This window comes from Methylibium sp., assembly GCF_013817345.1.
Taxonomy (GTDB): Bacteria; Pseudomonadota; Gammaproteobacteria; order Burkholderiales; family Burkholderiaceae_C; genus Methylibium.
The window spans coordinates 14951-27726 of sequence record NZ_JACDCW010000056.1; the positions used below are offsets into that span (position 1 = coordinate 14951).

General features: G+C 68.4%; 11 protein-coding genes. 6 read left to right on the plus strand and 5 right to left on the minus strand.

What is annotated here, in order from left to right:
• Positions 1–2: 2 nt before the first annotated feature.
• The 6 genes from lpxD to H0W40_RS11925 are packed head-to-tail and all read left to right on the plus strand — an operon-like array spanning position 3 to position 4952.
• Positions 3–1112: a UDP-3-O-(3-hydroxymyristoyl)glucosamine N-acyltransferase gene (gene lpxD / locus H0W40_RS11900; protein ID WP_292446401.1), complete on the plus strand. Its 1110-nt coding sequence runs from the start codon at positions 3–5 to the stop codon at positions 1110–1112.
• Complete coding sequence (fabZ, locus tag H0W40_RS11905) at positions 1109–1567, plus strand: 3-hydroxyacyl-ACP dehydratase FabZ (RefSeq protein WP_292446402.1); 459 nt, start codon at positions 1109–1111, stop codon at positions 1565–1567. Before lpxD ends, fabZ begins: the two co-directional genes overlap by 4 nt.
• 13 nt (positions 1568–1580) lie before the next feature.
• On the plus strand, positions 1581–2369 hold the full coding sequence (gene lpxA / locus H0W40_RS11910; protein ID WP_292446403.1) for an acyl-ACP--UDP-N-acetylglucosamine O-acyltransferase: 789 nt from the start codon (positions 1581–1583) through the stop codon (positions 2367–2369).
• Between the two features lie 12 nt (positions 2370–2381).
• The gene (gene lpxB / locus H0W40_RS11915) at positions 2382–3512 is read left to right on the plus strand and encodes a lipid-A-disaccharide synthase (RefSeq protein WP_292446406.1); all 1131 of its coding nucleotides are present in this window, start codon (positions 2382–2384) and stop codon (positions 3510–3512) included.
• Between the two features lie 49 nt (positions 3513–3561).
• A complete protein-coding gene (gene rnhB / locus H0W40_RS11920; protein ID WP_292446407.1) occupies positions 3562–4176 on the plus strand; it encodes a ribonuclease HII in 615 nt (204 codons plus the stop codon).
• On the plus strand, positions 4173–4952 hold the full coding sequence (locus tag H0W40_RS11925) for an RNA methyltransferase (RefSeq protein WP_292446408.1): 780 nt from the start codon (positions 4173–4175) through the stop codon (positions 4950–4952). Before rnhB ends, H0W40_RS11925 begins: the two co-directional genes overlap by 4 nt.
• Before the next feature lie 131 nt (positions 4953–5083).
• Here the strand turns inward: H0W40_RS11925 and H0W40_RS11930 are convergent, their stop codons facing one another.
• The 5 genes from H0W40_RS11930 to H0W40_RS11950 form a co-directional block, all read right to left on the minus strand.
• Positions 5084–8365, minus strand: coding sequence for an error-prone DNA polymerase (locus tag H0W40_RS11930; protein ID WP_292446410.1), 3282 nt, complete (start codon positions 8363–8365; stop codon positions 5084–5086).
• An 83-nt stretch (positions 8366–8448) separates the two neighbouring features.
• Complete coding sequence (locus H0W40_RS11935) at positions 8449–9948, minus strand: DNA polymerase Y family protein (protein ID WP_292446412.1); 1500 nt, start codon at positions 9946–9948, stop codon at positions 8449–8451.
• Positions 9878–10693: a translesion DNA synthesis-associated protein ImuA gene (imuA, locus tag H0W40_RS11940; RefSeq protein ID WP_292446414.1), complete on the minus strand. Its 816-nt coding sequence runs from the start codon at positions 10691–10693 to the stop codon at positions 9878–9880. The genes H0W40_RS11935 and imuA overlap by 71 nt, the downstream gene beginning before the upstream one ends.
• 180 nt (positions 10694–10873) lie before the next feature.
• Positions 10874–11149, minus strand: a complete 276-nt coding sequence (locus H0W40_RS11945; protein WP_292446416.1) for a hypothetical protein — start codon at positions 11147–11149, stop codon at positions 10874–10876.
• 181 nt (positions 11150–11330) lie between these two features.
• The coding region (locus H0W40_RS11950; RefSeq protein ID WP_292446418.1) for a PhoH family protein at positions 11331–12776 on the minus strand (1446 nt) is incomplete at its 5' end.

The window sequence follows — 12776 nt, forward strand, 5'->3', positions numbered from 1 at the left end:
CGGTGAGCGAAGCGGTCGCGCTCGGCGAGATCGTCGCGGCGCTCGGCGGCGAGTTGCTCGGCGCGGCTGACGTGGCAGTCTCTCGCATCGGGCCGCTGCAAGAAGCGACGCCCGCCACGCTGGCTTTCCTTGCCAATCCGCGCTACCAGTCGCAGCTCGCCGGCAGTCGTGCCGGCTGCGTGATCGTCGCTCCCGCATTGCGCGAGCAGGCCTCGGCTCGAGGTGCCGCAATCGTCACGCCCGACCCCTATCTCTACTTCGCCCGGCTCACCCAGTGGTGGGCCGAACGCGTGCGGCCGCGTGCCCCAGCGGGCGTGCATCCAAGTGCGGTCGTTGACAACACAGCCGTGCTCGGCGCCGGCGTCAGCATCGGTGCGCTGGCGGTGATTGAACCGGGTGTGCGAATCGGCGAGGGTGCGGTGATCGGTGCGCAGTGCTTCGTCGGCCGCAATGCCTGCGTCGGCGCGGGAACCCGGCTGCATGCGCGTGTCACGCTGCAGTTCGATTGCCGGATCGGCGCCCGCGGCATCGTGCACAGCGGCGTGGTGATCGGTGCCGACGGCTTCGGCTTCGCGCCGAGCACTGAGGGCTACGTGAAGATCGAGCAACTCGGTGCAGTCGTCATCGGCGACGACGTCGAGATCGGTGCCAACACCTGCATCGACCGCGGCGCGCTCGACGACACCGTGATCGAAGACGGCGTCAAGCTCGACAACCTGATCCAGATCGCCCACAACGTGCACATCGGTCGTGGCAGCGCGATGGCGGGCTGCTCGGCGGTGGCCGGCAGCACCCGCATCGGCGCACGCTGCACCGTCGGCGGTGGTGCCGGCATCCTGGGCCACCTCAACATCGCTGACGACGTGCACATCTCGGCGCAAAGCACGGTCAGCCGCTCGATCAGCCGCCCTGGCACCTACACCGGCTTCTTTCCGCTCGATGACAATCGCGCCTGGGAGAAGAACGCGGCCACCTTGCGGCAGTTGCACGCGCTGCGCGAGCGGGTCCGTGTTCTGGAGCGCGAAGCAAAGCCGGACAGCGCCGATGCCGGTGCACCGCACAACGACGAAGACAGCGGCCGACCCCGGCCCGGCTCGAAACAAGAACCATGATGGACATCCACCAGATCCTCGAGAAACTGCCGCACCGCTACCCGATCCTGCTGGTCGATCGCGTGCTCGAGCTCGAGCCGGGCAAGCGCATCCGGGCGCTCAAGAATGTGTCGATCAACGAGCCGTATTTCGTCGGCCACTTCCCGCACCGCCCGGTGATGCCCGGGGTTCTGATGCTGGAGGCGCTGGCGCAGGCCGCCGCGTTGCTGAGCTTCGCCGACGACAAGCTGCAGAGCGACAAGAACTCGGTCATCTATTTCGTGGGCATTGACGGCGCGCGCTTCAAGCGGCCGGTGGAGCCGGGCGACCAGTTGATCCTGGAGGTTACGGTCGACCGCATCAAGGCCGGCATCCACAAGTTCAGCGCACGCGCCAGCGTGGCGGGAGAGCTGGCCTGCCAGGCCGAACTGATGTGCACCATGCGCTCGGTCGGTGGCGCCGCCACGCCGGTCTGAGCGTTCTGTCGCGATGAGCCGCATCCACCCGACGGCGATCGTCGATGCGCAGGCCGAGCTTGCAGACGACGTGCAGGTCGGCCCCTACACGGTGATCGGGCCGCACGTGCGCATCGGCTCGGGCAGCAGCATCGGGCCGCACTGCGTCATCGAAGGCCATACGTCGATCGGCTCCGACAACCGCATCTGGCAGTTCTGCTCGATCGGCGCCGCGCCGCAGGACAAGAAGTACGCCGGCGAGCCGACGCGCCTCTCGATCGGCGACCGCAACACCATCCGCGAGTTCTGCACCTTCAACTGCGGCACCGTGCAAGACAGCGGCTGCACGCGCGTCGGCGACGACAACTGGATCATGGCTTACGTGCATCTTGCGCATGACGTGCAACTCGGCAGCCAGTGCATCCTGGCCAACAACGCCACCCTGGCCGGCCATGTACAGGTGGGCGACTGGGTCATCGTCGGCGGGCTGACGGGCGTGCACCAGTTCGTGAAGATCGGCGCGCATGCGATGGCGGGTTTCCAGACCGCGCTGTCGCAAGACGTGCCGCCGTTCATGATGGTCGACGGCAACCCGGCCAAGGCGCACGGCTTCAACGTCGAAGGCTTGCGCCGGCGCGGCTTCGGGCCCGAGCGGATTGCTCAGATCAAGCAGATGCACCGGCTCCTCTACCGCAATGGCCTGACCTTCGAAGAGGCCAAGGCGCAGATCGGCGGTTTGCGAGGGCAGGTCGAGGGCGGCGACGTGGATGTGGAGCTGATGTCCGGCTTCCTGAGCGCATCCACTCGCGGCATCGTCCGTTAGGACGCGCAGCGAATGCAGTTCGGCATGGTCGCCGGTGAGGCTTCGGGGGATCTGCTCGCCGGTTTGCTGATGGGCGGCCTGAAGGCGCGCTGGCCCGCGCTGGCGGCGGCGGGCATCGGCGGCCCCCGCATGACGGCGCAGGGTTTCGAGGCCTGGTGGCCGAGCGAGCGGCTCGCGGTGCACGGCTATGCCGAGGCTTTGCTTGTTTACCGCCAGCTCGTGGCCGTGCGCAAGCAACTCGGCGACCGCCTGCTGCAAGCGCGCCCCGCCGCCTTCATCGGCATCGATGCGCCGGACTTCAATCTCGGCCTCGAAGCGCGGCTCAAGGCCGCCGGTTTGAAGACCGTGCATTTCGTCTGCCCGTCGATCTGGGCCTGGCGCGGCGAACGCGTGCACAAGCTGGCCGCTTCAGCGGATCACGTGCTGTGCCTCTTTCCGTTCGAGCCGGCGTTGCTGGCCAAGGCCGGCGTGCCGGCGAGCTATGTCGGTCATCCGCTGGCCGATGCGATTCCCGTCGACGTGCCGCGCGATGCCGCGCGAATCGCTTTGGGTTTGAGCGAGCGGGATGTCGTCGTCGCCGTGCTGCCGGGCAGCCGGCGCAGCGAGATTCGCCACATCGCGCCGAGCTTCCTGCGCGCCGCGCGGCAGCTAGTGGCCGCGCGTCCTGACCTGCGCTGCGTGCTGCCGATCGCGCCCGGAATGCGGCCGCAGATCGAGGCGCTCGTCGCAGAGGCCGGCGCCGCCGATGCGCTGCAGCTCGTCGACGGCCGTTCCCACGAGGTGCTGGCGGCCTGCGATGCCGCCATGGTCGCCAGTGGCACGGCCACGCTCGAGGCAGCGCTGTTCAAACGGCCGATGGTCATCGGCTACCGGATGCACTGGCTCAACTGGCAACTGATGCGCCGCATGCGCTACCAGCCCTGGGTCGGCCTGCCCAACGTGCTGGTGAACGAGTTCGTCGTGCCCGAGTTGCTGCAGGATGCGCTGACGCCCGACGCGCTGGCTGCTGCAGTGCTGCGCTGGCTCGACGAGCCTGCCTCGGGCGAGCGCGTTGCCGAGCGTTTCCATCAACTGCACCTCAGCCTGAAGCGCGATACCGCGCGGGCCGCCACCGATGCGATCGCGCAAGTCATCGGCGCCTGAGCCCCGGCCGCGCGCCCGCAAGGTGCCCGTGCCAGAGCAGCTCGGGCTCATGCTTTCGTGGAACACGCGCGGCCTGATGGCCGGTGTGGACGAAGCCGGTCGCGGCCCGCTGGCCGGCCCCGTGGTCGCCGCCGCGGTGATCCTCGACCACGCCCAGCCGATCTACGGCCTCGCGGATTCCAAGGTGCTCAGCGAGCGTCAACGCGAGCGGCTATTCGATGAGATCCGCGCCAAGGCGCTGTGCTGCAGCGTCGCGCAGGCCAGCGTCGAGGAGATCGACGCCATCAATATTCTGCAGGCCACTCTGCTGGCCATGCGCCGCGCTGTGGACGGCCTGCGCCTGATTCCGCAGCAGGTGCTGGTCGACGGCAACCGGCTGCCGGTGCTGCGCATCCCGGCGGAGGCAGTGATCGGTGGCGATGCGAAGGTGGCGGCGATTTCGGCCGCCTCCATCCTTGCCAAGGTGCATCGCGACCGGCTGTGTCTGGAGCTGCACGAGGCACATCCGCAGTACGGGTTCGCCGAGCACAAGGGCTATTGCACGCCCGGCCATCTGGCGGCCTTGCGTGCGCATGGCGCCTGCCATGTGCACCGCCGCAGCTTTGCGCCGGTGCGTGAAGCGCTTGCCGGCATGTGGGGCAATGCCGCCGAGCCGCTGCCGTGAGCCGCGAGCCGGTTTTCGTCAGCTCGCGTGACAACCCGCTGCTGACCAAACTGCGCAAACTGATCCGCGACCCGGGCAGCTACCGCAAGCTCGGGCAGGTGTGGCTCGAGGGCGAGCACTTGTGCGCAGCCTGTACCGCGCAAGGCCCGGTGCCGACGCAGGCGGTGCTGAGCGAGGCCGGCTGGGGCGATGCGAATCTGCGCGCTTTGGCCTCGCGGGCGCCACGCATCACTGTGTTGAGCGAGGCGCTCTTCGCCGGGATCAGCGCGCTCGAATCACAGGCGCGCATCGGCTTTGTGATCGAGCGGCCTGTCGAAGCTGCCGTGCAGGGCGGCCTGGCCAGCGTGGTGCTCGACCGCCTGCAGGACGCCGGCAACGTCGGCAGCGTGCTGCGCAGTGCTGCTGCGCTCGGCGTGGCACAGGTCGTGGCCCTCGAGGGCACCGCGGCGCTGTGGTCGCCGAAGGTGCTGCGCGCCGGCATGGGGGCGCATTTCGCGCTGCGGCTGGTGGAGGGTGCCAAAGTGGGCGATCTCGATGCGCTGGCCGTGCCGCTGGTTGCCACCAGCTCGCATGCCGAGCGCTCGATCGCCGAGGGTGCGCTGCCCGAGCCGTGCGCCTGGGTGTTCGGCCACGAGGGGCAGGGTGTCGATGCGGCGCTGCTGGCGCGCTGCGCCCAGACGCGGCGCATTCCCCAGCCCGGCGGCGAAGAGTCGCTCAATGTGGCGGCGGCTGCGGCGATCTGCCTGTACGAATCGCTGCGCCAGCGCGGCGCTTGAGTTGCGATCGGGCTGCACTGGGGTGCGCAGCGCGTAGTGCGCGACACGCAGGGAGCGATAAAGCAATACGGCGAGGACGCGGGAACGCGAGGCGCGGAACGCGAGCTCCGGCTGCCGCGCGCGTACGACGCTCAATGAAAGTCGCGTGAGCTCGTGCCGAGCTTGCCGAGCCAGGGAGTCACATCCACCAGCCGCCGCGCCACCAGGTGCATCACGCCTTCGGGCGACTTCTGCCACTGGCCCGCTACGGCCAGCAACCGCGAAGCCAGCAGCGCCTGGCGGTGGCTTTCGCGCACATGCTTCCAGACGATCACGTTGACCGAGCCGGTCTCGTCCTCGAGCGTCACGAAGATCGTGCCCTTGGCAGTTTCGGGTTGCTGGCGCATCACGACGATGCCGCAGGCCCAGGCGCTGGCCCCGTCGCGCAATGCGCTCAGTTCGTCGGCGCTGCGCACACGCCGCGCTGTCAGCCGCGGTCTCAGCAGCGCCAGGGGATGGCGGCGCAGCGTCAATCCGGTGGCGGCATAGTCGAGCGTGATCTCCTCGCCTTCGGGCGCCGGGGGCAAGGCGAGGGCCGCTTCGCGCTGCGGTGCGTCGGCCAGCAGCGCGTGATGACGTTGCTGGCCGGTGGCCACCCAGGTCTGCTGCCGGCGGTGGCCGGCCAGACCGATCAGCGCGTCGGCGCGGGCCAGTTGCTGCAGCTCTTGCGGATCGAGCGCGGCGCGGCGTGCCAGATCGTCGATGCTGTAGAACGGCGCTTCGCTGCGTGCCGTCACCAAACGCTTTGCGGCGTCGTGATTGAAACCCGACACCCTGCGCAGGCCCAGGCGCACCGCGGGCTGAGGAATGCGCGAATCCGGCAGCCTGCGATCCGGTGCGCTCTGCTCGAGCGTGCAGTCCCAGTCGCTGTGCAGAACATCGATGGCTCTCACCTCGATCCCATGCCTCTTCGCGTCCTGCACCAACTGCGAGGGCGAGTAAAAGCCCATCGGCTGCGAGTTGATCAGGGCGGCCAGAAAGATCGCCGGCTCGTGGCACTTGATCCAGGCGCTCAGGTAGGCGAGCAGGGCGAAGCTGAAGGCATGGCTTTCCGGAAAACCGTAGTCGCCGAAGCCCTTGATCTGCTCGAAGATCGCCTCGGCGAAGCTGCGGTCGTAGTCGTTCCTGACCATGCCTTCGATGATGTCGTCGCGATACCGTTTCACATCGCCGGTACGCCGCCACGCGGCCATCGCGCGCCGCAGCTTGTCGGCCTGGCCGCCACTGAAACCGGCGGCGATCATGCAGATCTGCATGACCTGTTCCTGGAAGATCGGCACGCCCAGGGTGCGCTTCAAGGCGACATCGAGTTCCGGCTTAGGCGACTCGGAAGGCTCCAGACCCTGGCGGCGCCGAAGATAGGGATGCACCATGCCGCCCTGAATCGGCCCCGGCCGTACGATCGCGACCTCGACCACGAGGTCGTAGAGCCTGGCCGGTTTGAGCCGGGGCAGCATGCTTTGCTGGGCCCGGCTTTCGATCTGGAAGACCCCGACCGTATCGGCCTGCTGAATCATGTCGTAGGTCATCCCGTCTTCGCGGGGAATGTCTTCCATTCGCCAGGCGTGGTTCGGCAAGCCGCCGACGCCGCGAACGGGCCCGCGAAGCAGGGTCATTAGATCGAGCGAACGCTTGAGGACGCTGAGCATGCCCAGCGCCAGCACGTCGACCTTGAGCAGGCCGAGCGATTCGAGGTCGTCCTTGTCCCACTGGATCACGCGCCGGTCCTTCTTCGCCGCGTTCTCGATCGGCACCAGCCGAGTGAGCTCGTCGCGCGCGATCACGAAACCGCCGACGTGTTGCGACAGGTGGCGCGGAAAACCGACCAGCATGGAGGTGAGTTCCAGCCACTGCCGCGTCACCGGCGAATCGGGATCGAAGCCGGCTTCCTGCAGGCGCGCGTTCAGCTGATCGCGGCCGTCGAACCACTGGTGGCTCTTGGCGAGGCGGTCGATGCGCTGCTCGTCCAGGCCGAGCGCCTTGCCGACGTCGCGCACCGCGCTGCGCGTGCGGTAGGTGGCCAGTGCCGCAGCCAGCGCAGTGCGGTGGGCGCCGTACTTGTTGTAGATGTACTGGATGACCTGCTCGCGCCGCTCGTGCTCGAAATCGACGTCGATGTCCGGCGGCTCGTTGCGTTCGCGGCTGATGAAGCGCTCGAACAGCAGCGTCGTTTGGGTCGGGTCGACCTCGGTGATGCCGAGGCAGTAGCAGACCGCCGAGTTGGCCGCCGAACCGCGTCCCTGGCACAGGATCTCCTGCTCTCTCGCGTAACGCACGATGTCATGCACCGTCAGGAAGAAGGCTTCGTAGCGCAGTTCCTCGATCAACAGCAACTCCTTTGCGATCTGCGTTCGAATCGCATCCGGCACGCCGAGCGGATAGCGCTTCTTGGCACCTCCCCGGGCGAGTTCGCTCAAGTGGCCGATCGCCGTCTGGCCAGCCGGCACGATCTCGGCCGGATATTCGTAGCGCAGCTCGTCGAGCGAGAAGTCGCAGCGCCCGGCCAGCGCAACGCTGGCGGCCAGCCACTCGGGCCGCAACAGTCGCGCCAGCGACAGGCGCGAGCGCAGGTGCTGCTCGCCGTTGCGCGCCAGTGCCAGGCCGCAGTCGGCCACCGTGCGCTTCAGGCGGGTGGCGGTCAGCGTGTCCTGCAGGGCCTTGCGCGAGCGCGTGTGCATCAGCACGTCACCCGCAGCGACCAGCGGCACGCCGCTCGCCTCGGCCACCGCCGAAAGCCGCTCGGCATGCGCAGCATCGTCGGCCCAGAGCAGCAGTTCGATGGCGATGGCAGCGCGGTCGCCGAAGGTCCGACCCAGCCAGTGGGCCTGCGACAGCAATGTCTCGGGCAACTCCTCGCGGTCCGGAATCAGGAGGGCCAGGCAGTCGGGCAGGCCGCAGGGGTGGCCTTTGCCGGCCAGAGGCTGCCCGACAAGATCGTTGACCGCCAAGTGGTAGCTGCCTTTTGCGCTGCGGCAGCGGCCCAGCGTGATCAGCCCGCAGAGCTGGGCATAGCCTTCGCGGTTCATCGCCAGCAGCACCAGGCGGCAGCCGGGCGTCTCGCCATCGGCTTGGAGCGTGAACTCGGCTCCGATGAGTAGCTGCAGCCCGGAGCCCTGCTGGCGCTGCAGCTTGAGCTCCTCATGTGCCCGCACCACGCCGGCCACCGAACATTCGTCGGTGATCGCGATGGCCGCGTAGCCCAGCTGCGCAGCCCGTGCCACCAATTCGCCGGGATGCGAGGCGCCGGTCTGGAAGCTGAAGTTGGAGCGGCAGTGCAGTTCGGCATAGGCCGGCAGGCCCGGCTGGGTCAGATGCGGCGAAGGCGGTGAGGGCGACGCCGGCAAGGGCGTCTTGGGGTGAGCCGGCTGCGGCATCGTTTCATCCCCCGCCGGGTCGCCCCGGGAGGGCTGACCGTCCCGTTGGAGGGCAGCACCGAAGGTGCGTGGAGCTTGTCATTTCACCCGAACCAGCCGTGAAGAAACCAGGCTCCGGGATCGAGTGCGGCGACAGCGCTGGATCGCTCCCGATAGATCCAGCGCAAGCGGTGATCCGCACCGACGGCGACGTGATAGTCGCGCCGCACCAGGCCGCCGTCGAACCAGCCGCCTTCGATGCGCTCGGCACGCGAGCACAGGGCCAGCGGCCCGCCGTGCAGTGGCCGGCCGTAGTCGTCGCTGGCCAGAGGCTGCGGCGTGCTCAGCAGCCAGGTCGGGCGGGGCAGGGCAGACGATGCCTCGGCGCTTGCCGGCTTGGGGGCCGCTCCCTCGGTGATCGGCACACCGCGCTGCGCCCGCTCGGGCCGGTGGTCGGCCACCGGCACGAAGCGCCGTACCCGCTCTGCTCCGAGTCTGGCCACCAGGCGATCGAGCAGCGCAGCGTGTTCGCCGCCGGTCTGCCCGGGCGCCGCCAGCAGCTCGCCCGGCGTGCCGCCATGCGGCACCGAGGCTTCGAGCGCCAGCCCGAGCTCATACACCGGGGCGGCCAGCGCGTGGCGCTGCAGACGTTCGCGCCACAGCAGCGCGAGCTGGTTCATGTCACGGCTGGGTGTTGAAAGCTGCAGGCGCAGCACGGTGTCGGGCAGCGGCTCGCGGCCATGCTCATGACGCAGCCTCAAGCTGAGTTCGGTGGCTGCATGCCACTGCAACTGCAGCCACCCCCGCAGCGCCGGCAGCAGCGCCTCGACCGCGGCGACCAGCACGGCCGCATCGTCGGCGCGCTGCAGCAACTCGCGGCGGACCTCGAAGCGCTCGGGCGGCATGAACCAGATGCGCGGATCGGGCTGTTCGCCATAGGCGCGGTCGAGCGCCACGCTGAGTGCCTTGCCGAGCCGGTGTTGCAACCCGGCGCGTGGAAGACGGCGCAACTCACCCACGCGCTGCACTCCCAAGGCCTGCAGCAACTCGGCCTGGCGCGGCGGGATCGGCACCAGCTCGGCGAGTGCTGCCACCGGCACGCGGTCGAGCTGGCGTGCGCAAGCGGGGATCCGCAGCATGCGCCGCCGCGTGATGCCGCTGGTCGCCAGAAGCCAGGCCGCGCTCGCGGTGGGCGCCAAGGCCAGGCGCGCCTGCGCACCGGCCGTCTGCGCCAATGCCACTGCGCGCCGCCACAAGTGCCGCACACCACCGAACAGCCGCAGCGAGCCCTGCACCTCGAACAGCACGCCGCTGGACTGGAGCACCAGGTTGGGCGTCAGTGCGCCCAGCGTCAGCGCCACGGCTTCGACGACATCGGCTTCGCGCCGCAGGTCGCGCGGCAGCACCAGCAGCTCCGGCGCAAGCGACAAGGCGGTCGCGGCGCTCTGGCCGGTCTGCACGCCGCGCGCCCTGGCGGCACGGTTGACGCCGAGCAGCCGGTGCTGCTCGGCCACCGCCACCGCAAGCGTGGCTTCAAACCCGGGTTGCGACCAGCGCAGGGCTTGCAGCGGCAGGTGCGGCAGATGCAGGGCGATCCACAGCATGGCGGGAAAGAAGTTTTTTGTTCGACAGCGGCCGGGCCGAACTTGGCCAGGGCAGGGCCAGCGCCAGCGGTGCGGCCATCGGCGGGCCGCGGCGTTTGAAGATTTCAACCGCCAGCCGGCGATCGGTATCGGGTGTGCAACTCAGGCGCAGCGGCGCCGGGCTGCTGAGCACGCGCGCGTTAGCCGGCCGCAAAGCCATCAGCGGCGTTGCTCCTGCCTGTGCCGCCAGATGCAGCCGGCGCAGGCTGAGGCTGGCGACCGGTCCATGGTTCCACCACAGCACCGCGGCGCAACTGCTGGAGCGCAGCGCCTGTTCGGCGGCCCAGGCGGCATCGGCCATGCTGGCCGGGTCGATGCAGACCAGGTGCGGCAGCGACAAGCGCAGCTCCTGCAGCGCCGCTACGCAGGGCAGGCCCGGGGGAGCGATCCAGACCAGCTCGCGTGGGCCGAGCTCGCGTCGCTCGAAAGCCTGCAGCCACGGTGCGAGCAAGGCCAACTCGCCGCTGGCGGATGCGGGCAGCAAGAGTTCGGTCAGGCCACTCAGCGGCCAGCCGCCTCCCGGCAGTTCGGCATCGAGCGCGGACCAGCCGGTCGGGGCAGTCGGTGTGGTGGAGGTCCCGGCCTGCGCCAACTCGCCCGCTTGCCACAGCGGCAAGCCGAGCCGGGGAGCCAGATCAGCCAGCGCCCGCACTGATGCCTGCCGACGGGTGATGGCAGAGGAGGACAGGGCGGCGGAGGGGAGCATGCAAAGGCGAAGCGGGATGGAGTACTGTACATAACACCAGTACATCAATGTGGAGCAGCCTCACACGGTTTGCGGGTTCAACCTGTTTGGCGAGGGCTGGAGTGCAAGCGCAGGCTGGGAGCCCGTCAATGCCACGGAAGCCTTCTCGACGCGCTGACACGCCCAAACCCATTTGGTTTTTTACTCAAGGAGATTTCCATGAATTCGCCCGACACCTGCTGCGGCCTCGTGCCCTATTTCAAGGTCGCCCCCGGCAAGCTGCCCGAGTTCAAGGCAATCGTTGCCCGCTTCACCGAGCGAACCAGCAGCGAGCCGAAGTGCATGTACTACGGCTTCAGCTTCGACGGCGACATGGCGCGTTGCCGCGAAGGCTACGACGACGCGGCCGGCCTCCTGGCGCACCTCGAAAACGTCGGTCCGGATCCTGCAGGAGGCCCTGAAGATCGCCGAGATCACGCGGCTCGAAGTGCACGGCCCGGCCGCCGAGATCGACAAGCTGCGCGAGCCGCTGGCCGCACTCGGGCCGCAGTTCTACGTGCTGGAGCCGGGCGGGTTCAGGCGCTGACGGCCAGCGCATCCTGCAAAGAAGAAGGGGCCTCGCGGCCCCTTCGTTTTCGATCCACCGGCGGCTTGGCTCTCAGAGCACCTCGGACGCGTAGTCGGCCAGCCGCGACCGCTCCCCGCGCGCCAGCATCACGTGCCCGCTGTGCGGCCAGCCCTTGAAGCGGTCCACCGCGTAGGTCAGGCCCGAGCTGCCTTCGGTGAGGTAAGGCGTGTCGATCTGCGCCAGATTGCCCAGGCAAACGATCTTGGTGCCCGGGCCAGCGCGCGTGATCAGTGTCTTCATCTGCTTTGGTGTGAGGTTCTGCGCCTCGTCGATGATCACGTACTTGTTGAGGAAAGTACGCCCGCGCATGAAGTTCAGGCTCTTGATCTTGATCTTCGAACGCACCAGGTCGTTGGTGGCGGCACGGCCCCATTCACCAGCGCCGCTGTCGTTCTTGGCCAGCACTTCGAGGTTGTCGTCGAGCGCGCCCATCCAGGGGCCCATCTTTTCTTCCTCGGTGCCGGGCAGGAAACCGATGTCTTCGCCGACCGGCACCGTGACGCGAGTGACGATGATCTCGCTGTAGCGGCGTTCGTCCATCACCTGATTCAGGCCAGCGGCCAGGGTCATCAACGTCTTGCCTGTGCCGGCCGTGCCGGTCAGGGTGATGAAGTCGCAGTCCGGATCCATCAGCAGGTTGAGAGCGAAGTTCTGCTCGCGGTTGCGCGCGGTCACGCCCCAGATCGCGTTCTTGCCGTGGGAGTAGTCCTTGAGCGTCCTGAGCACGGCGGTCTTGCCGGTGATCTCGGTCACCTTGGCATACAGCGAGGCGGCACCCGGCGTCTCGAGGTAGACGAACTGATTGACCATGAGCGACGGCACCAGCGGCCCGGCGATGCGGTAGAACGTGGCGCCGCCCTGCTGCCAGCTTTCCATGGTCTTGCCATGACGATCCCAGAAATCGGCCGGCAGCGGCAGCACGCCGGTGTAGAGCAGGTCGCCGTCTTCCAGCGTCTTGTCGTTGAAGTAATCCTCGGCGGGCAGGCCGAGTGCGCGCGCCTTGACGCGCATGTTGATGTCCTTGGACACCAGCACCACCTCGCGCCCGGCTTGCTGCTCACGCAGGCCCTTGACGACGCCGAGGATCTGGTTGTCGGCCTTGCCCTGCGGCAGACCTTCGGGCAGCCTGACGTCGAGCAGCAGTGTCTGGAAATAGAGCTTGCCGCCGGCCTCCTTGTGGCCCGTCTTGGCCAGTGCAATGCCCGCCGCGGCATCGAGCTTGGCCGCGTCGGGGCCGCCGGCCAGCGCGTCGAGTTCCCGGCTGACCTGTCGCACGTTGCGGGAAACCTCGCTCATGCCCTTCTTGTGGCCGTCGAGTTCCTCGAGCGTGATCATCGGCAGGTAGATGTCGTGCTCCTCGAAGCGGAACAGCGACATCGGGTCGTGCATCAGCACATTGGTGTCGAGCACGAACAGCTTCGCCGGCCCGTTGCTGCGCGGTTTGCGCGCACGCGGCTCGGGGACGGGCGCGCGGCT

Coding starts and splice junctions, on each gene's coding strand:
- imuA (WP_292446414.1), bottom strand. CDS start 10,693: ATGCTCCCCTCCGCCGCCCTGTCCTCCTCTGCCATCACCCGTCGGCAG.
- H0W40_RS11930 (WP_292446410.1), bottom strand. CDS start 8,365: ATGCCGCAGCCGGCTCACCCCAAGACGCCCTTGCCGGCGTCGCCCTCA.
- lpxB (WP_292446406.1), top strand. CDS start 2,382: ATGCAGTTCGGCATGGTCGCCGGTGAGGCTTCGGGGGATCTGCTCGCC.
- H0W40_RS11935 (WP_292446412.1), bottom strand. CDS start 9,948: ATGCTGTGGATCGCCCTGCATCTGCCGCACCTGCCGCTGCAAGCCCTG.
- fabZ (WP_292446402.1), top strand. CDS start 1,109: ATGATGGACATCCACCAGATCCTCGAGAAACTGCCGCACCGCTACCCG.
- lpxA (WP_292446403.1), top strand. CDS start 1,581: ATGAGCCGCATCCACCCGACGGCGATCGTCGATGCGCAGGCCGAGCTT.
- rnhB (WP_292446407.1), top strand. CDS start 3,562: ATGCTTTCGTGGAACACGCGCGGCCTGATGGCCGGTGTGGACGAAGCC.